Annotated in this window: 17 protein-coding genes and 2 pseudogenes; 10 read left to right on the top strand and 9 right to left on the bottom strand. The window is 74.9% G+C overall.

Annotation, left to right across the window (positions count from 1 at the left end; all coding sequences use genetic code 11):
- Window positions 1–23: 23 nt before the first annotated feature.
- Together IE294_RS16900 and IE294_RS47615 are read left to right on the top strand one after the other, a co-directional pair.
- A pseudogene (locus IE294_RS16900) lies at window positions 24–515 on the top strand (cellulose-binding domain-containing protein); the annotation flags it as partial.
- A 203-nt stretch (window positions 516–718) separates the two neighbouring features.
- Window positions 719–1021: pseudogene (locus IE294_RS47615) on the top strand (hypothetical protein); the annotation flags it as partial.
- Between the two features lie 68 nt (window positions 1022–1089).
- On the opposite strand, the gene IE294_RS16895 reads toward IE294_RS47615, so the two are convergent.
- A complete protein-coding gene (locus IE294_RS16895; protein WP_189886820.1) occupies window positions 1090–2811 on the bottom strand; it encodes a sensor histidine kinase in 1722 nt (573 codons plus the stop codon).
- 347 nt (window positions 2812–3158) lie between these two features.
- Between IE294_RS16895 and IE294_RS16890 the strand changes: the two genes are divergently transcribed.
- Both IE294_RS16890 and IE294_RS16885 read left to right on the top strand, forming a co-directional pair.
- On the top strand, window positions 3159–3545 hold the full coding sequence (locus IE294_RS16890; RefSeq protein WP_189886818.1) for an STAS domain-containing protein: 387 nt from the start codon (window positions 3159–3161) through the stop codon (window positions 3543–3545).
- Between the two features lie 98 nt (window positions 3546–3643).
- A complete protein-coding gene (locus IE294_RS16885) occupies window positions 3644–4345 on the top strand; it encodes a response regulator (RefSeq protein ID WP_189886816.1) in 702 nt (233 codons plus the stop codon).
- A gap of 23 nt (window positions 4346–4368) precedes the next feature.
- Here the strand turns inward: IE294_RS16885 and IE294_RS16880 are convergent, their stop codons facing one another.
- Both IE294_RS16880 and IE294_RS16875 read right to left on the bottom strand, forming a co-directional pair.
- The gene (locus IE294_RS16880; RefSeq protein ID WP_189886814.1) at window positions 4369–5130 is read right to left on the bottom strand and encodes a class I SAM-dependent methyltransferase; all 762 of its coding nucleotides are present in this window, start codon (window positions 5128–5130) and stop codon (window positions 4369–4371) included.
- A 5-nt stretch (window positions 5131–5135) separates the two neighbouring features.
- The gene (locus IE294_RS16875; protein ID WP_189886812.1) at window positions 5136–5441 is read right to left on the bottom strand and encodes a 4a-hydroxytetrahydrobiopterin dehydratase; all 306 of its coding nucleotides are present in this window, start codon (window positions 5439–5441) and stop codon (window positions 5136–5138) included.
- Window positions 5442–5588: 147 nt separating this feature from the next.
- Here IE294_RS16875 and IE294_RS16870 point away from each other — a divergent pair, with 147 nt between their 5' ends.
- From IE294_RS16870 to narJ, 3 genes are all read left to right on the top strand, one after another.
- Window positions 5589–6416 carry a helix-turn-helix domain-containing protein gene (locus IE294_RS16870; RefSeq protein WP_189886811.1) on the top strand — a complete coding sequence of 276 codons (828 nt, stop codon included), beginning with the start codon at window positions 5589–5591 and terminating at the stop codon, window positions 6414–6416.
- A gap of 87 nt (window positions 6417–6503) precedes the next feature.
- Window positions 6504–7367 (top strand): Sco1979 family transcriptional regulator, encoded by an 864-nt coding sequence (locus IE294_RS16865; protein WP_189886810.1) that lies wholly within the window; start codon window positions 6504–6506, stop codon window positions 7365–7367.
- A 171-nt stretch (window positions 7368–7538) separates the two neighbouring features.
- Complete coding sequence (gene narJ, locus IE294_RS16860; RefSeq protein ID WP_189886809.1) at window positions 7539–8033, top strand: nitrate reductase molybdenum cofactor assembly chaperone; 495 nt, start codon at window positions 7539–7541, stop codon at window positions 8031–8033.
- Window positions 8034–8122: 89 nt separating this feature from the next.
- Here the strand turns inward: narJ and IE294_RS16855 are convergent, their stop codons facing one another.
- The 3 genes from IE294_RS16855 to IE294_RS16845 form a co-directional block, all read right to left on the bottom strand.
- Window positions 8123–8548, bottom strand: coding sequence for an OsmC family protein (locus IE294_RS16855; RefSeq protein ID WP_014676038.1), 426 nt, complete (start codon window positions 8546–8548; stop codon window positions 8123–8125).
- A gap of 172 nt (window positions 8549–8720) precedes the next feature.
- A complete protein-coding gene (locus IE294_RS16850; protein ID WP_189886808.1) occupies window positions 8721–10850 on the bottom strand; it encodes a phage holin family protein in 2130 nt (709 codons plus the stop codon).
- A 140-nt stretch (window positions 10851–10990) separates the two neighbouring features.
- A complete protein-coding gene (locus tag IE294_RS16845) occupies window positions 10991–11422 on the bottom strand; it encodes a hypothetical protein (RefSeq protein WP_189886807.1) in 432 nt (143 codons plus the stop codon).
- Window positions 11423–11506: 84 nt separating this feature from the next.
- Between IE294_RS16845 and IE294_RS16840 the strand changes: the two genes are divergently transcribed.
- Window positions 11507–12289 (top strand): MBL fold metallo-hydrolase, encoded by a 783-nt coding sequence (locus IE294_RS16840; protein ID WP_189887098.1) that lies wholly within the window; start codon window positions 11507–11509, stop codon window positions 12287–12289.
- A gap of 53 nt (window positions 12290–12342) precedes the next feature.
- A complete protein-coding gene (locus tag IE294_RS16835; RefSeq protein ID WP_189887096.1) occupies window positions 12343–12906 on the top strand; it encodes a DedA family protein in 564 nt (187 codons plus the stop codon).
- Window positions 12907–12926: 20 nt separating this feature from the next.
- On the opposite strand, the gene IE294_RS16830 is transcribed toward IE294_RS16835, so the two are convergent.
- From IE294_RS16830 to IE294_RS16820, 3 genes are all read right to left on the bottom strand, one after another.
- A complete protein-coding gene (locus IE294_RS16830) occupies window positions 12927–13991 on the bottom strand; it encodes an MBL fold metallo-hydrolase (protein WP_189886806.1) in 1065 nt (354 codons plus the stop codon).
- On the bottom strand, window positions 13988–15247 hold the full coding sequence (locus IE294_RS16825; protein ID WP_189886805.1) for an aminotransferase class I/II-fold pyridoxal phosphate-dependent enzyme: 1260 nt from the start codon (window positions 15245–15247) through the stop codon (window positions 13988–13990). Before IE294_RS16825 ends, IE294_RS16830 begins: the two co-directional genes overlap by 4 nt.
- 268 nt (window positions 15248–15515) lie before the next feature.
- The gene (locus IE294_RS16820; RefSeq protein ID WP_189886804.1) at window positions 15516–16571 is read right to left on the bottom strand and encodes a hypothetical protein; all 1056 of its coding nucleotides are present in this window, start codon (window positions 16569–16571) and stop codon (window positions 15516–15518) included.
- A 401-nt stretch (window positions 16572–16972) separates the two neighbouring features.
- On the opposite strand from IE294_RS16820, the gene IE294_RS16815 reads away from it, so the two are divergent.
- Window positions 16973–18769, top strand: a complete 1797-nt coding sequence (locus tag IE294_RS16815; protein WP_189886803.1) for a thiamine pyrophosphate-requiring protein — start codon at window positions 16973–16975, stop codon at window positions 18767–18769.
- The last annotated feature ends 58 nt before the right edge of the window (window positions 18770–18827 follow it).

Raw genomic sequence — 18827 nt, 5'->3', positions numbered from 1 at the left:
GTCATGAGAGGACCCCGCCATGCGCAGGCTGGACCCGCGTCAACGACGACGCCCACCAGTGGGGCTGGACGGGCGCGGCGATCACCGGCGACCCACGGGTGTACGGCCGGGTGTACCTCGCGACCAACGGCCGGGGCGTCGTGTACGGCGACACGAGCGGTGGCGGTGACGGTGGTACGGATCCGCCTCCGTCCGGCGCCTGCACGGTCACCTACAAGGTCACCAACCAGTGGGCCGACGGATTCCAGGCGGACGTGCGGCTGACCAACACCGGCACCACGGCCTGGAACGGCTGGTCCCTCGGCTGGACGTTCCCGGACGGCCAGAAGATCACGCAACTGTGGAACGCCGGCCACACGCAGTCGGGTCCGGCGGTGACGGCGAAGAACGTGAGCTGGAACGGCACCGTGACGGCGGGCTCCTCGGTCGCCTTCGGCTTCACGGGAAGCTGGTCGGGCGCGAACACGAAGCCGCCGGCGTTCACCCTGGGCGGCAAGCCCTGCGCGACCGGCTGACCTCGCGGCACTGGTGCGGCGGCGGTTCCCGTGGTGTCCTGGTGGTGACGGGAAGGACGCGTTGCAGACGCGGGGAAGCGGCCGGCAGCCGCGCACCGCGCAATCCTGATCCGCGAGAAGCGGGTGACGCCCTTCCCGTCCTGTCGTACCGGGGCGGCCTCGCTCCTCGGGCCGAAGGTCCCGCGTCCGGATCCGTGCGGCCCCTGGTGACGGACGGCGGACGCGGACAGCCTGGGGGCGGGAGCGAGGAAGGGAGCCTCCGCGAGGTCGCCTTCGAGACCGGCACCCGCCTGCGCGAGGAGGGCCGGCGCCGACTGGTCGGCTGGTCCTGGCACTTCCCGCCGTACCTCTGGCACCTCGGCGCCGAGGCGACGAGCCCGGTGCGGGCCTGGGAGTTCGCCGCCGGCCCCGTGCGCGCGATGTGCGCGGCGGATCCCGAGTCCGGCCGGGCGATCGCGACCTGGGTGGGGGCCGCCGAGCGGCTGCACGCCTCCCGGGTCCGGCTGCCCCCCGCCTCACCGCCCGGGACGAGGGCCGTGGGAGGACGGCCCGCGCGCGTCCTGTTCGCGGGCCGTCACCCGGTGGGCAGCGGGACCCGCCAGCTGAGCGTGGTGCCGCCGCCGTCGGGGCGCGTCAGCTCCAGGCGCCCGCCGAGCTTCGCCGCGCGCTCGGCCATGTTGCGCAGCCCGCTGCGGCGGCCGTCGGGCGCGATGCCCACGCCGTTGTCCGAGACGGTCAGGCACACCTCGCGGCCGTCGGTCGTCAGCACCACCTGAGCGCGGTCGGCGCGCGCGTGCCGGGCGATGTTGGTGAGGGCCTCGGAGAGCACCGCCATGACGTGGTCGGCGATCTCGGGCGGTACGTCCGTGTCCACCAGGCCCTCCATGCGCACGCTGGGCGCGAGGCCCAGGACGGGGGCCGCCTCGCCCACCGCGCGCACGACCCGGGCCCGCAGGCCGCCGCCGCTCGCGGCGCCCCCGTGGGTCCGCAGCCCGAAGATAGTCGACCTGATGATCTTGATGGTCTCGTCGAGGTCGTCCACGGCCCGCAGGACCCGCTCGGCGGCCTCGGGGTGCTCGATGAAGCGGCCCGCGCTCTGCAAGGTCATCCCGGTCGCGAACAGCCGCTGGATGGCCAGGTCGTGCAGGTCCCGGGCGATCCGGTCACGGTCCTCCAGCACGGCGATCTGCTGGGCGTCCCGCCGGCGCTCGGCCAGTTCCATGGCGATCGCGGCCTGGCCGGCGAACCCCCGGAGCATCTCGGTCTCCTTGGCCAGGAAGACCGGCCGGCCCGCCTCGCGGGCCACCAGGACCACCCCGCGCACCCCGCCCTCCCCGGTACCGATGGGCACGGCCACGGCGGGGCCGAGACCGCCGAAGCGCGGGGGCTCGGACGAGATCCGGGTGTCGTGGTCGACGTCGTCGCTGGAGACCGGGGCCGCGGCGGAGAAGGCCAGGCCCATGAGGCTGTCCCGCGGGGGCAGCACGAGTCCGCGGTGTGCCTCCGCCTCCGCGCCCACGGCGATCTCCACGGAGAGCGACCCGGTGTCCGCCATGGGCAGCGCCACCGCCGCCAGGGCCGACCCCGTGATCTCCCGGGCGCGCTCCGCGATCAGCTCCAGGGCCTCCGCGCGCTCGCTGCCGGACATCAGACAGTGACCGATCTCCGCGTTCGCCAGCAGCCAGCGCTCGCGCAGCCGGGACTCCTCGTACAGGCGGGCGTTGTCGATCGCGACGCCGGCGGCGACGGCGAGCGTCGACAGCACCGATTCGTCCTCCTCGTCGAAGTCCGCGCCCCCGCGCTTCTCGGTCAGGTAGAGATTGCCGAAGACCTGGTCACGGACCCGGATCGGAACGCCGAGGAAGCTGTTCATCGGCGGATGGCCGGGCGGGAAGCCGTACGAGGCGGGGTGCTCCGAGATCTTCGGCAGGCGCAGCGGTTCGGGGTGACGGATCAGCTCGCCGAGGATGCCGTGCCCCTCCGGGTAGGGCCCGATCGCGGCGATCTCCTTCTCGGACATGCCGACGGTGTGGAAGGCCGACAGGGTCGTGCCGTCGGGCCCGATGACGCCGAGGGCGGCGTACTCGGCGTCCACGAGCACGGCCGCGGCCTCCACGATCGAACGGAGCGCCTGTTCCAGCTCCAGCTCACGGCCGACGGAGAGGACCGCCTCCAGGAGGCTGTGCACCCGGTCGCGGGTGCCCCGGGCCGCGTCGATCCGGGCCTGCAACTCCTCCAGCAGCTCGTCCAGTCTCAGCTGCGGCAGGCGTACGCGGGGCTCCTCCGGGCGCTCCACCACATGCCTCCAGGTCCCCTCACCGCGCCGGCCCGGCGCCGACGGGGCTTCTCCACGGTATCCGGTCCTGCTCCGGGGGCGGCACGCGGTACCGGCCCCCGCCCACCGGCCGCGGCCGGGACCCTCGGCCGCCGATCGGGGACGTACGGCACTGGCGCAGCGGACGGTCCTCGCCGAGGGTGGACCCAGGAGCGGCACCGATCCCCCGCGGTGTCGCTCCGTCGCGTCACCCTGACCGTCCGCCGGCCGGTGCGGGGCCGGGTCCCGGTGGGGACGGGTCCCGACCGGGCCGGGAGTGGGGCCGTCCGGCCCTTCCGGGAGGCGGGCGGGCCCGGTTCGCTGGTGCCATGCCCGAGAACCACGAGCTGCCCGGGTCGGCGCTCCTCGCCGGGCCCGTCGCGGCACCGGCGCAGGAAGACGGCCCCGGCCCCACGGTGCTGACCCTGCGCGGAGAGATCGACCTGCTGACCGCGCCGGCCCTGTCGGAACGGCTCGACGCGCTCACCGCGCGTCCGCGCCCCGACCTGGTCCTGGACCTGCGCCCGACCGAGTTCATCGACTGTGCCGGCCTGGGCGTCCTGTGCCGGGCGCGCAACCGCACCCTGGCCCGGGGCGGACGGCTGCGTCTGGTCACGAACAGCGCCCGCTTCCTGCGGATGCTGCGCCTGACGGGCCTGTGGGGCATCTTCGAGGTGCGGCCCCGGCTCCCCCGGCCCGCGCGGCGCGCCGCGTGAGGGGGGCCGATCGGCCCTGGTGCGTACGGCACCGGCAGGTCATGATCGGGCTCTGGGACAGTCCGCAGCCCGCCGTCCCCGGGGAAGAAGAGGTCGCCATGCCCGAGACACGCACCTTCACGGAGCAGGACCCGATCCGGGTCTTCCTGGTGGACGACCACGAGGTGGTCCGGCGCGGTCTGGCCGACCTGCTCGACACCGAGCCGGACATCCGCGTGGTCGGTGACGCGGACACCGCCGGACACGCGCTCGCCCGCGGTCCCGCCCTGCGCCCGCACGTCGCCGTGCTCGACGTACGCCTGCCCGACGGCGACGGCATCTCGGTCTGCCGGGAGCTGCGTGACCGGATGCCGGGGCTGGCCTGCCTGATGCTCACCTCGTTCGACGACGAGGACGCCCTGCTGGACGCCATCATGGCCGGGGCCTCGGGTTACGTCCTCAAGCAGATCAAGGGCTCCGACCTGGTGTCGGCGGTCCGTACCGTCGCCTCCGGACAGTCGATGCTGGACCCCGCGACCACGGCCCGGCTGATGCGCTCCCTGCGGGCCGATCCGGCCGGGAACCCGTCCCTGCCGCCCGAGTTGGCGGGTCTGTCACCGCGCGAACGGGACATCCTGGCGCTGATCGGGGACGGGCTGACCAACCGTGAGATCGGCAAGAGGCTGTACCTGTCGGAGAAGACCGTCAAGAACCACATCTCGCGCCTGCTGGCCAAACTGGGGGTGCAGCGCCGGGTCCAGGCCGCGGTCCTCGCCTCCCACCTCGGCCAGCACGGGTCGGACGCGGGCCCGTTGCGCTGAGCCGGACAGGACGCGCGCTCGATTCACGGTGTCCTCGCGGGAGCCTGCGCCGGCTTGCGGAAGGCCCTCAGGCTGAAGCGCGGGTCGGGGCGCGGGCGGTCCTGGTCGGGGAGTCCGGCCAGGCGGGCGGCGAACTCCTCGGTGCGCGGCTCACCGGGCGGCAGCAGGGTGAACCAGCCGCGGTGCAGGTCGGCGATGGTGGTGCGGGGGCTGCGCCCCTGCCCCGAGCCGCGGAAGGAGCCGTGTCCGGCGGGTCCGAGTCCGTGCCGGGCGGCGTGGGCGGTGACGGTTCCCGCGGCGTCGGCGGCGGGACGGCGCGGGCGGGCGGCGAGGACGGTGTCGATGTCGCTGCCGACGTCGTGCGCGGCGGCCTTGTCGACCGTGGTGACGTACACCCCGCCGGGCCGCAGCACGCGGGCGCACTCGCCGACGACCGCGCCCACGTCCTCGGGGTCCAGCAGGTGCAGCAGCCAGATGCTGGTGACCGCGTCGAAGGCGCCGTCCGGGAAGGGCAGTCGGCGGCTGTCTGCCCGTACGACCGCGCCAGGCAGCCGGGCCGACGCCCTGCGCACCATGGCCGGGGTGAGGTCCGCGCCGGTCACCCGCAGCCCCGGGCGTGCGGCGGCGAGCCGCCGGGTGACGATCCCGGTGCCGCAGGCGACGTCCAGGAGACGGCCCGGCCCCCCGGGTATCAGACCGAGGACGGCCCGTGCGGCCTCCTGGGCGCGGGCCTCGCCGCCGCGCGAGGTGTCGTAATCGCCGGCTTCCTTGTCGTAGTCGAGCACATCGCTCAGTGTGCTCCGTGGCCTGGCGCGATGTCCTCCACCCTGCGGGCGAGGGCGAAGTCCTTCGCGGTGACGGCGCCGCCCGCGCTGTGGGTGTTGACGCCGAGGGAGACGGTGTTGTAGCCGAGGGTGAGGTCGGAGTGGTGGTCCAGCTCGTCCTGGATGCCGGCGATGTGCACGACGAGGGCCGCCGCCGCGAAGTGGGAGCCCAGCCGGTAGGAGCGGGTGAGGCGGTCGCCGTCCACCGACCAGCCGGGCAGCTCGGCCAGCCGGTCCTCGATCTCCTTCTGCGACAGCGGTTCGACGGCCATGGCCCGGGCTCCCTTCACCGCGTGCCCCCCTCCGGGGCGTGGCGGGTACGGGTTCAGCCTGCCACGCCGGCGAAGGGCTCGGCATACCGACGCGGCCCGGACACCATCCGGTCGTCCCCCCGCCCCGGCTCCACTAGGGTCGGCTGCATGCCTCTCCTCGCGTCCGCTCCCACCGCTCCCGTCGACGTCACCGGCAAGGGCGTCGGCCCGCTGTTGCGCGCCTGGCGTGAGCGGCGCCGGATCTCGCAGCTGGACCTGGCGCTGCGCGCCGACTCCTCCGCGCGGCACATCAGCTTCATCGAGACCGGCCGGTCCCGGCCCAGCGAGGAGATGGTGCTGCGGCTCGCCGAGCAGCTCGACGTGCCGGTGCGGGAGCGCAACGCCCTGCTGCTGGCGGCCGGTTACGCGCCGCGCTATCCGGAGACCCCGCTGGACGACCCGGCGCTGGACGCGCTGCGAGACGGCCTGGAGCGGCTCATCCGGGGCTACGAGCCCTATCCGGCGCTGGTGGTCGACGCCGGGTACACGGTCGTCGCCGCGAACCGGGGCATCGCCCTGCTGCTGGACGGCGTGCCGGAGGAGCTGATGGTCCCGGCGCCGAACGCGATGCGGCTGACCCTGCACCCGCAGGGGATGGCGCCGCGCATCCGGAACCTGCGGCAGTGGCGCGGACATCTGCTGGCCCAGATGGAGCGGGAGATCGCCCTGCACCGCTCGGACCGGCTCCGCGCCCTGTACGAGGAGGTGGCGGCCTATCCGGTGCCCGAGGAGCCGTCCGGCGGCGAACCGGCCGAGCCCGTGCCGTACTTCGCGCTGCCGCTGCGCATCGAGCACGCCGGGCGGACCCTGTCGTTCGTGTCCTCGATCTCCACGTTCAACACGCCGATGGACGTCACGGTCGCCGAGCTCGCCATCGAGACGTTCCTGCCGGCGGATCCGGCGACCGCCAAGTACCTGCACACCCTGGCCGGTTGAGGTTGGTCGCCTCGGGCAGGTGTGCGAGACGGCAACACGTGACAGACTGCTCCCCGCGTTGATCGGTGCGCAGGGGAGGGCGTGGCGGTGAGTGAGCGGCGGGCTGCGCCCACCGTGGGCCAGGTGGTGCTGGGCAAGCGGTTGCAGGAGCTGCGGGAGGCGGCGGGCCTGAGCCGTGAGGAGGCCGCCCGGGTCCTGCGGGTGGCGTCGGCGACCGTACGGCGGATGGAGATGGCCGAGGTCGCGTTGAAGATCCCCTACGTACAGGTGCTGGTGACCACCTACGGGGTGCCCGAGGAGGAGGCCGACGCGTTCGTGCGGCTGGCCGAGGAGGCGAACCAGCCGGGCTGGTGGCAGCGGTTCCACGACGTGCTGCCGGACTGGTTCAGCCTGTACGTCAGTCTGGAGGGCGCCGCCCGGGTCATCCGCTCCTACGAACCGCACTTCGTGCCCGGTCTGCTCCAGACCGAGGAGTACGCGCGCGCGGTCATGGAGGCGGGGACGATCGGGCAGACCTCGCCGGAGACGGTCGAACGGCATGTCTCGCTGCGCATGGAGCGGCAGCGGCTGCTGGAGCGGGAGGACCCTCCCCACCTGTGGGTGATCATGGACGAGACGGTGCTCAGACGTCCGGTGAGCACGCGGTCCGAGGTGCTGCGGGACCAGTTGGACCGGCTGCTGGAGTACGCCGTGCGGGACCGGGTCACGCTCCAGATCGCCGAGTTCGCGGCGGGCCCGCATCCGGGGACGTACGCACCGTTCACGCTGTTCCGGTTCGCCGAGCCGGAGCTGCCGGACATGGTGTTCACCGAGTACCTGACGGGCGCCCTCTATCTGGACTCGCGTCAGGAGGTGGCCGCGCACCTGGAGGTGCTGGACCACATGACGGCCCGGGCCGCGTCCGCCCAGCGCACGCTGAAGCTGCTGCGGGAGCACCGCGAGAGCCTCTGAGCCCCGGGTGACCCGTAGGGGCCCGCTGGTGCCGCTCCTGGTCCGGCGTGACCCGTACGGGTCTGCGGACAGGTGCGTCCCCGGGGCCGCCCCTAGGTTCTGAGTAGTGCCCGAGGGGTGCGGCCCCCGTCGACGCGGGCGGGCCCGCCCCGACGACGCGAAGGAGGCCCGATGCCCTCGGACGCGGTGCTCTACCAGGCGGCGGCCCTGTGCCTGACCTACCCGGACGACGACCTGGTCGCCCGGCTGCCACTGCTGCGCGAGGCCGCCCCGCCGCTGCGGGCGTTCACCGACCACGCGGCCGTCACCCCGCGGCGGGAACTGGCCGCGCACTACGAGCGGGTCTTCGACCTCGGGAACCGGCACAGCCTGTACCTGAGCCGGTGGCACGACGGCGGCACCCGGCGGCACGGGACGTCCCTGGTCCGCTTCCAGGACGTCTACCGCCGGCACGGCCTGGAGTGCAGCGGCGAGGAACTGCCGGACTTCCTGCCGGCGGTGCTGGAGTTCACCGCGCGGACCGGCGACACCAGCCTGCTGACCGAGTACCGCGACGGCCTGGAGCGGCTGCGCACGCGGCTGACCGACTACGGCACCCCGTACGCGGACGTCCTGGACGCGGTCTGCGCCACCCTGCCGGCCGCACCCACCGGAACGCCCCCGTGACGCGCCCCGGCCGGGCGGCCGGGGCGCGACGGCCACCGGCGGACGATCGCCCCCCGGGCGAGGGCGCGGCAGCCCGCGTGGGGCGGGGGTCAGGCCAGCTCGGCCGTCAGGGTGATCGTCGTACCGGTCAGGGCCTGGCTGACCGGGCAGTTCTTCTTGGCGTCCTCGGCGGCGGACCGGAAGCCGTCCGCGTCCAGGCCGGGCACCTCGCCGCGCACGGTGAGGTGGATGCCGGTGATGCCCTCGCCGGGCTGGAAGGTGACGTCGGCGTTGGTCTCCAGCCGGGTGGGCGGGGTGCCGGCGCCGGCCAGGGCGTGCGAGAGGGCCATGGAGAAGCAGCTGGAGTGGGCGGCGGCGATCAGTTCCTCGGGGCTGGTCTTGCCGTTCGCGTCCTGGGCGCGCGAGGCCCACGTGACCGGCTGCTGGCCGATGCCGGAGGAGTCGAAGGTGACGATGCCGTTGCCTTCGAGCAGGTTGCCTTCCCAGACGGTGTGCGCGGTGCGCGTGGTTGCCACGATGCTTCCTTTCGCGAGTGTCGCGGTTCCGGGGTTCCCGGATGTCCCTATCCGATCACATCCGGGCTCATCGCACTCCGAAGACCGGCCCACGGCGCGTGAACGGCAGGTGACGTCCCCGCGGGACCGGAGTCCGAGGACGGTGCGGGGGGTACGGCGGTGCGGCCGGGGGTCAGGCGGCCCGCTCCTCCGCCACGTCCGGGGCGAGCGGCACCTGGGGGCCGTCCAGCTCGCTCAGCCAGCGGCGCAGCACACGGTGGATGTGCTCGGCGCCGGTCAGCTCCTCCCCGTCCCCGGCCGGTGCGGACAGCTCGTGCGGGGAGAGCAGGAACGGGTGGGACTGCGCGCCGCCGAGCCCGCCGTGCGAGCCGATCTGCTCCTCGAAGGCGAGGACTTCGCCGTCGGCGGGGTCGTAGGCGGAGTTCACCATGATGTCGGCGGTGTGCGGGAAGGAGTGGGTGCGGCGGACGGCGTCGGCGGCACCGGGGCCGAAGCGGGCCAGCGGGCCGGGCTCGTCGTCCAGCTCGGCCAGGGGGATCTCGGCACCGTAGGCGCCGAGGACGACGCCGTCGTGCTCCTCGCTGCGCACGAGGAGGAAGCCGACGCCCGGGTGGTTGGCGAGCGTGGTGAGCAGGGCGGGGTGGCGGGCGTCGATCTCTTCCTTGGTCATGCGGTGCGGGACGTCCGGGAAGGAGATGAGGCCGAGGTTGCCGGAGGCCAGCACGATCGGCTCGGAGCGGCGGGAGGGGCGGTGGTGCTCGCCCTTCTCCTCCACCGGCCGGCGCAGGGCGGCGCGGACGGCCGCGCGGGCCTCGGCGCCGCTGCGGGTGCGCTGGGCCCGGCGCGGGACGTGCAGTCCGCAGCCGGCCCGGACCAGGTCGCCGAGGGTGAGGCCGTAGCGGGCGCGGAACGTTTCGCCGGGGCTCTGTCCGTGGTCGGAGAGGACGACGATCCGGTAGGGGCGCGGGGCGTGTTCGGCGACCCGTTCGAGGAGGGCGAGGGAGCGGTCGAGGCGTTGCAGGACCTTCTCGGCGTCGCGGCTGCGCGGGCCGGAGTGGTGGGCGACCTCGTCGTAGGCGACGAGGTCGGCGTAGACGGCGGTGCGGCCGGCGAGCATGTCGCCCATGACCGCGGCGACGACGACGTCCCGTTCGACGACGGTGGCGAAGGCGCGGACGAACGGGTAGAGGCCGCCCCGGCCGACGCGCGGGCGTTGTCCCCGCAGCCGGGCGCGGGTGGACTGGCCGATCTCGCGGCCCACCTCGGCGACGAACGACAGGGCGGTGCGGACGGCGCCCGCCGGGTCGCGGAAGTAGGCGAAGTACCCGGCGCGGGAACGGTTCCCCGGGCCGCGGCGGCGGGCGGCGATCGACAGGACGAGGGCCTGCTCGGCGGCGCCGCCGCTGAACAGGTTGCCCCGGCTGGCGCCGTCGACGGTGAGCAGTCCGCCGTCGCCCGTGTGCCGTATGGCCCGGCGTTGCAGTTCGGCGGCGCTCGTCGGCCGGTTGCAGACCATCACCTCGCCCCGGTCCTTCTCGTACCAGCGGAACGCCGGCACGTCGAAGGTGCTGCCGTGCAGGATGCCGAGCTGGCTGGCACCGGTCTGGCTGGACCAGTCGGTGCGCCAGGGGGTCAGGCGGTGGGTGGGCCGGGCACGGCCGACCGCCGCTCGCGGGGTGCCGTCCGCCGGCCGTACGCCGTCGCCGCCGGACAGCCAGCGGCCCACCGTCGGCATCAGCCCCTTGCGGACCGCGTCGACCAGGACGTCGTGGCCGACGCCGTCGAGTTGCACGCACAGCAGTCCGGGCGCGGTGGGACAGGGCGGATGGTCCCGTCGGCTGCGGGTGGCGAGGCGGTGCAGGCGGCGCCGGTAGGTCTCGTCGTCGCGCACGGCGAGGGCCGCGCCGGTGGCGGACGCGACGGCGGACATCACGGCGGCCACGATGACGGCCGTCTCGGGCGCGGCCTCGCCGCGCCCGGAGGGATTGATGCGCAGGGCGAGCAGCAGCAGGGAGCCGTTGAGGAAGAAGACCAGCAGGCCGAGGACGAGGGCGGGGACGAGCAGCAGCAAGCGCACCAGGAGCGGCCAGACCACGGCCGAGAGGATGCCGAAGGCGCCCGCACCGCAGGCGGCGGCCACGGCGATGCGGGTGGCGCTGTCACCGTCGGCGGACTGGAGCTGGAAGTCGGGCAGGATCGCGGCGAGGACCAGCATGGTGACCGTGGAGACCGCCCATACGGCGACGCTCCGCCCGACCTGACTGGCGATCCGTCGCCACCGCACCCCGCCCACGCCCCGCACACCTCACGTCCCGGCCCTCCCCCACCCTGTGGCCGGGGGGCCTCCTCTCGCTTCACCGGCCCGATCGAGCCGGCTCCACCTTGTCACACGTGCGGCCGTCCGCCCGGGCGGGCCATCGGAAAACGGGGACCGGGAGGGGGTCACCGTCCGTCGTAGCCGGCCGTCGGCATCGACAGCCGGCGGTGCACCCGCGCCTTCATCTGCGCGTCGTACGCCGGCTCGGCCCGCCCCACCGTCTCCACGCGCACGCCCCGGCGCGCGCATTCGGCGGTGAACTCCTCCACCGACGACAGGGCCCGGCGCAGCACCCGGAGGCTGGGCGCGACGAACACGTCCACTCCGGGCCGCACCCCGTCCCAGAGCGCGCAGTGGTCGAAACGCAGTCCGCCGACGAGAAGTTCCCGGGCGACCACGTAGCCGTGCTCGGCGGCCCAGCGGGCGCACATCGCGTGCTGGCTGCGCGAGTCCACCAGGAAGGGGTCGGCCTCCAGCTCCACCAGGGGTGTGAGGCTGGCGATGGCGGTGACCCGCACGGTCGTGAGCGCCCCGAAGGCACCCCGCGGCTGTCCCATGGCGTCCCCCTCACCTCCGGGTTTCGCCGCCGACCCTACTCCTGCCCGTAGGCTTCGGGGAGTCGCGTGAAGGAGGCGAAGAAGGTGCCGGTGGAGATCACGTGGTGGGGTCACGCCACCTGTGCGCTGGAGGATGCGAACGTACGCCTGCTGACCGACCCCCTGTTCGCCCGCCGGCTGGCGCACCTGCGGCGCCGCCGGGGTGCGGTGCCGCCCCCCGGGGCCCGGCGCGCGGACGTGGCGCTGGTCTCCCACCTGCACGCGGACCATCTGCACCTGCCGTCGCTGGCCTGCCTCGACCCGGGCACGCGCCTGCTCGTGCCCCGGGGCGCACCACGGGCGGTACCCGGTCTGCGCCGGCTGCGGCAGCTGCGGCAGCTGCGGATCACCGAGGTGGCTCCCGGTGACGAGGTGCGGATCGGCGAGCTGCTGGTGCGTGTGGTGCCGGCGCTGCACGACGGGCGGCGGCTGCCGGTGGGTCCGCACCGCTCGCCCGCGCTGGGCTACGTCGTCGAGGGCGAGGCGCGGACGTACTTCGCCGGGGACACGGGGCTGTTCGACGACATGGCCGAGCGGGTGGGGCCGGTGGACGTGGCGCTGCTGCCGGTGGGCGGCTGGGGGCCGTACCTCGGGGAGGGGCATCTGGACGCGGGCCGCGCGGCACGCGCGCTGGCCCGGCTGGCGCCGCGGCTGGCGGTGCCGGTGCACTACGGGACGTACTGGCCGATCGGCATGGACGCGGTGCGCCCGCACGAGTTCCACGCGCCGGGCGACGAGTTCGTGCGGCTGGCGGCGGTGGCCGCGCCGGGGGTGGCGGTGCACAAGCTGGGGCACGGGGAGAGCGTGCGGCTGGAGGTCGCGCGGTGACATGGCTGGCCGACGTGTCGCGGGCGGTGACGCCCGGGCCGACGCAGCAAGTGATGGGCTATCCGTCGTTGTTCCTGCTGGTGCTGGTCGGGGCGCTGGTGCCGGTCGTGCCGACGGGCGCGCTGGTGAGTTCCGCGGCGGTGGTGGCGTTCCATCAGACGACGCCGTTCCCGCTGGCGTTGGTGTTCGTGACGGCGTCGCTGGCCGCGTTCCTGGGGGACGCGGCGCTGTACTGGCTGGGGCGGCGCGGGATGCGTTCGAAGAACGGGTCGCGGTGGCTGGAGGCGATACGGTCGCGGGCGCCGGAGGAACGGCTCGCGCAGGCGCGGGGGAAGCTGGCCGAGCACGGGGTGGCGGTGCTGGTGCTGTCCCGGCTGGTGCCGGCCGGGCGGATACCGGTGATGCTGGCCTGTCTGATGGCGGAGTGGCCGCTGAGGCGGTTCGCGCGGGGGAATCTGCCTGCCTGTCTCGCCTGGGCGGCCACGTACCAGGTGATCGGGATAGTGGGGGGTTCGCTGTTCGCCGAGCCGTGGGAGGGGGTCGTGGTGGCGGTGGTGCTGACCGTCGTCATCAGCGCGGCGCCCGGTGTGTGGCGGCGGGTCCGGGCCGCCGGGTGAGGGGGCGCCGGGACGCCGCGTCAGTCCAGCACTCTTGAGCCGCCGACCGGCAGGTCCCACAGGTCCTCGCGCTCCAGCCCCGCCTTCTCCCAGGCCGTCCGCGCTCTGGTGAGCGGCTCCAGGACCGGCTCCGCGGAGAGGATGAACGTGGCCCAGTGCATGGGGGCCATGCGGCGGGCGCCGAGGTCGAGGGTGGCCTGGACCGCGTCCTCGGGGTCGCAGTGGACGTCGCTGAGCCACCAGCGGGGGTCGTAGGCGCCGATGGGCATCAAGGCGAGGTCGATGCCGGGGTAGCGGCGGCCGATGCGGGAGAACCAGTGGCCGTAACCGGTGTCGCCGGCGAAGTAGAGGCGCTGTCCGTCGGGGTCGGTCAGGACCCAGCCGCCCCACAGGCTGTGGCAGGTGTCGGTGAGGGTGCGCTTGGACCAGTGGTGGGCGGGGACGAAGTCGAAGCGGACACCGGACAGTTCGGCGCCCTCCCACCAGTCGAGTTCGGTGACGCGGGTGAACCGGCGGCGCCGGAACCAGCGGCCGAGGCCGGCGGGTGCGAACACCGGGGTGTCGCGCGGGAGTCGGCGCAGGGTGGGGGCGTCCAGGTGGTCGTAGTGGTTGTGGCTGATGACGACGGCGTCGACGCGGGGCAGGCTCTCCCAGGGCACGCCCACGGGGGTGACGCGGGCCGGGGTGCCGAGGATGCGGCGGGACCAGACGGGGTCGGTGAGGACGGTCAGGCCGCCGATACGGACGATCCAGCTGGCGTGTCCCGCCCAGGTGACGGCGAGGGTGCGGGTGTCGACGCGGGGCAGCGGGGCCGGTGCGTAGGGCAGACGGGGGATGTCGGCGAGACCTTCGGGTCCGGGGCGCACGGCGCCTTCGCGGGCGAAGCGGGCGAGGGCCTTCAGGCCGGGCAGCGGGGCGGTGAGCCGGTCGTGGAACGTGCGGGGCCAGGCGCGGTGTTCGCCGAGCGGGCGGGGCTCGGCCAGGGGCGGGGAAGGGGGCGCGAGGGGGGCCGGCGTGCCGGGTTCGCCGGCTGCCACGGCCGTGGCCGGGCCGGGCTCATGCGTCTGCTGCGTCTGCTGCGTCATCGAGGATGCTCCCATCGCTGAGCGTCGTCGCGGAGATCGTCGAAGGCCGACCTCAAGGAGATCAACGCCCGTTGCACGTGTGGCAGTTCCAACGGTTCGGGTGACGTGAGGCTTTCCGTGCGTTCCTCGTCCGTGGCGCCCAGCAGGGGCCCGGTGGCGAGCCGGACGCGCAGCGCTCCGAGGTCGTCGCCGAAGCGGTGGCCGCCGGGCGCGGGCATGCCGAGCCGTGCGGTGAGGAAGTCCTCCAGTTCCTGTGCGTCGCCGACGCCCTGGGCGGCGAGCGGTTCCCGCAGCGGGCCGAGATCGACGTACAGGTGCCGGCCGGCCTGCGGGGGCCGGGCGAGCGCGCCGGCGGCGACGACGGCGGCGTGCGCGGCGGCGGCCACGCGCGCGTGCAGCCGTACGGTGGCCTCGCGGCGCTCGATGACGGGCGGGGGCTCGTCCAGGGCGTAGCCGGCGACCGCCGCGACCGGTGCGGGGAGACGGGCGCCGAGGGCGGTGAGGATGTCGAGCACGCGCGCGTGGAGGTGCCGTCCGCTGTCGGTGGCCGGGAAGCGGGCGACGGCGGCGGGCCAGCCGGGGGGCAGCAGGGCGCCGGCCAGGTCGGTGACGACGGTGACCTGGCCGGGCCACATCTCGGCGGGGCTGAGCAGGACGGTGTCGTGCGGGGCGTGCAGGGTGTCCCGCCAGGTCTCGTCGCTGACCAGGTGCAGGCCCTCGGCGGTGGCCGCCTCGACGGTCTCGTGCAGCAGTTCGGGCGGGGTGACGGTGGCGGTGGGGTCGTCGGCGACGGACAGCACCAGCAGCCGGGGGTCACCCCCCTCGGCACGGACCCGGCGGACGGTCTCCAGCAGCGCGTACGGGTCGGGGACCCCGCCGCCCTCGGCCGGGGTCGGGACGTGGAAGGCGGGCCGGCCGAGGACGCGGGCGTACGGGGCCCACCAGGCCGGGCACGGCCGGGGTACGAGGACGTCCGCCCCGTCACCGGCGAGCGCGGCGGTCAGGGCGAGCAGCAGGGCGGGGGCGCCGGGTCCGGCGGCCACCTGGTCGGGGACGCAGGGCAGGCCGCGCCGGGTCCAGTAGCCGCAGGCCGCCTCCAGCAGGGCGGGGGCGCCGCCGACGGGCTGGGCGTCGGCGCGGCTCGCGGAGGCGGAGAGCACGGCGGACAGTTCGGGGAGCACGGGCAGGCCGTCGCCGGGGAGCGGCGGGCCGTAGCGGACGGCGCCGTGGCCTTCTTCGAGGTCCGTCCGCCGCATGTCCGCCTCCGCGCAGTCCGTGGTGCCGTCGTGCCACCCGCTCCGGGCCGTGCCGTCCGCGTGGGCTGCCGTGCCGTCCGCGTGTGCCGCGTGGGTCTGCGACCTGTCCGGGCGGGTGTCCGTCTCGTCGTGCGTGTCCTGCCGTGTCCTGTGGTGCTCCGGGCCGGCTGTGCGGCGGGCGGTTCCGGTGAGGTCCGTGGGAGGTGCCCTCGGGAAGGTGTGTACCCGCCGGACGGCCCTCCATGGGCGGTGCCGGGAGTTGCCCGGATCACATCCCCGCGCTTTCGCCTCCCCGGAAGAGTCGGTGGCCGGACACCCGGTGGCCGAACAGCCGGTAGACGGCGCCCGCGCAGGCGGCGGCGATGAGGGCGGCGCCGGCGGCCAGGGCGGGGACCGAGTCGTCGAAGGTGCCGCCCCGTCCCGCGTCCACGCCGTGCTGGACGCCGGCGGGCGCGCAGGGGTCGGAGCCGTGGGACTCGCCACAGGTGCGGCCGTCCGAGCAGCCCCCCTCGCCGGACTCCGCGCACCAGTGGTCGTCATGGCCGCAGGAGCCCGCCCCCGCACCGGCTCCCACCCCCGCGCACTCCCGCCCGGAACCGTCCTGCCCGGCGGGGTCCTTGCCCGTGCCGGCGGCGTCCTTGCCCGTGCCGTCCCGCCCGGCGGAGTCCTTCCCGGTGTTCTGCCGTCCACCGCCGTCCTGCCCGCCCCCGTCCTGCCCGGCACCGTCCCGCCCGGCTCCCGTCCCGCCCCCGTCCTGGCCGCCGTCGTCCGGCCCGGTCACCCGCCCGGGCCCCACCTCGCCCGCGCCGGCCCGGCCGGCACCGTCCTGGCCGAAACCGTCCTGCCCGGCGCCGTCCCACCCTTCGTCCGGCCCGGTCCCGGCGCCCGGGTCCCCGAGGCCGTCCAGTCCGGGCACGGCCCCCGTGCCCTCCCGCCCGGCGTTCTGCGGGCTGTCCTGACCGCACAGTGCGCCGTCCGCGCAGGCCGTGACCGGCGCCGTGGGGGCCTCGCCGCTCCGGGTGACGGAGTGGCCGCCGGTCAGGGGCGTGCCCGGGGCCGGGGAGCCGGACGGACAGGGGGCGCCGGCGGTCCGGGCGGCAGCGGGGCCGGTGGCCCGACGCGCCCTCCCGGTATCGCCCCCGGCGGTGGCGCGGGTGGTGCCCGAGGCGGCGGCCGGCACGACCGGCGCCGGCACGCTGAGGGGGTCGCAGAACGCGGGCGCGGTGGGGGTGCCGGAGACGGGGGCCGCGGCGGCGGGGCCGGTGAGGGCGAGCACGGCACCGGCGGCGAGGGCGGCGGACAGGGCGCGGGCGGTGCGGCGCATGGAGGGACTCCTCGGCGGGCAGCGGACGGCGGACGGCAGGCAACGGGCAGCGGCGGCACGGCCGGGCGCCGGTGCGCGGTGCGGCGTACACCGGCGTGCCGGTCGCGCGCGGTGTGACCGTCGCACAGCGCGTCGGCGACACCGTGCGGTGCCCGGGTGACGGAAGGACACGGGTCGTGCCCTCGCTGCCATGACAGCCCGCGTGCCGCCGTACCGCGCGCGGCCGGAGCCCATTCGCGGGACACCCGGGGCCGGCCGGGTGACAGTCCGGCCGACGGCAGGCTCAAGGCGCCCCGGAACCCGCTCCGTACCCGCCCCCGGAGGTTTTCCGCCCCCCGCGCAGGTCACTCGGTATCCGCTGACCGGATCGTCCGCTACGCACTGCACCGGGAGGTCTCTCCATGAGCACCAAGGTCTCGGACCACATCCTCGAGCGCCTGCGCGCCTGGGGGGTGGAACAGGTTTTCGGCTACCCGGGTGACGGCATCAACGGGCTGCTCGCCGCCTGGGGCCGCGCCGAGGACCAGCCGCGGTTCATCCAGTCCCGGCACGAGGAGATGTCCGCGTTCGAGGCGGTCGGGTACGCGAAGTTCAGCGGCCGGATCGGGGTCTGCGCGGCGACGTCGGGGCCGGGTGCCATCCATCTGCTCAACGGCCTGTACGACGCGAAGCTGGACCACGTGCCGGTGCTGGCGATCGTCGGGCAGACCAACCGGACGGCGATGGGCGGTTCGTACCAGCAGGAGGTCGACCTGCACACGCTGTACAAGGACGTCGCCTCGGAGTTCGTCGAGACGGTGACCGTGCCGGAGCAGCTGCCGAACGTGCTGGACCGGGCGATCCGGACGGCGTACGCCCGGCGCTGCCCGACCGCGCTGATCATCCCGGCCGATGTGCAGGAGCTGGACTACTCGCCGCCGACGCACGAGTTCAAGATGGTGCCCTCCAGCCTGGGGATGAGTGACTACACGGTGACCCCGACGGACGAGGCGCTGCGCCGGGCCGCGGACGTGCTGAACGCGGGCGACAAGGTGGCGATCCTGGTCGGGCAGGGCGCCGCGGGCGCGGTCGCGGAGGTCCGGGAGGTCGCCGAGATGCTCGGCGCGGGGGTGGCGAAGGCGCTGCTCGGCAAGGACGTGCTGAGCGACGAGCTGCCGTACGTCACCGGGCCGATCGGACTGCTGGGCAGCCGGCCGTCGTACGAGATGATGCGGGACTGCGACACGCTGCTGACGATCGGCTCGTCCTTCCCGTACGCGCAGTTCATGCCGGACTTCGGCAAGGCGCGCGGAGTGCAGATCGACATCGACCCGCACATGATCGGGATGCGCTACCCGTACGAGGTGAACCTGGTCGGTGACGCCCGGGCCACGCTGCGGCGGCTGATCCCGATGCTGAAGGCGGAGGGGCGCGGGCGCGAGTGGTACGACACGGTGTGCGCGAACGTGAAGCGCTGGCACGAGACGATGGAGCGGCGGGCCGGGCTGTCGGCCGATCCGATCAACCCGGAGCACGTGGCCCGGGCGCTCGACCCGCTGCTGCCGGACAACGCGATCCTCACCTCGGACTCGGGGTCGGTCGCCAACTGGTACGCCCGGCACATCACGATGCGGCCGGGCATGCGCGGTTCGCTGTCCGGGACGCTGGCGACGATGGGCCCGGGGGTGCCGTACGCGATCGGGGCGAAGTTCGCGCACCCGGACCGGCCGGTGTTCGCGCTGGTCGGGGACGGGGCGATGCAGATGAACGGCCTGGCGGAGATGATCACGGCGGCGAAGTACCGGGACCGCTGGTCGGATCCGCGGCTCGTGGTGGCCGTGTGGAACAACCAGGACCTGAACCAGGTGACGTGGGAGATGCGGGCCATGGAGGGCGCCCCGTCGTTCCTGCCGTCGCAGTCGATCCCCGATGTGCAGTACGCGGCCTTCGCCCGCTCGCTCGGTCTGACCGGGATCCGGGTGGAGAAGCCGGAGGACGTGGAGGCGGGCTGGCGGGCCGCCCTGGAGGCGGACGGACCGGCGGTGGTCGAGTTCCTCACCGACCCCGCCGTACCGCCGATCCCGCCCCACGCCAGCTGGGAGCAGATGGAGGCCACGGCCGCGTCGATCCTCAAGGGCGACGCCGACCGGGGCTCGATGGTCAAGCAGGGGCTGAAGGCGAAGGTGCAGGAGTTCCTGCCGGGCCGGCAGAAGCACTAGGCCGAGCGGTGACCGGGCGGCGCCGACCCCGTGTCGGACGTGCGGTACCGGGTACGCG

The sequence above is a fragment of the Streptomyces canarius genome, assembly GCF_014650735.1.
Taxonomy (GTDB): Bacteria; Actinomycetota; Actinomycetes; order Streptomycetales; family Streptomycetaceae; genus Streptomyces; species Streptomyces olivaceoviridis.
This window is presented reverse-complemented; position numbering and strand designations above follow the sequence as displayed.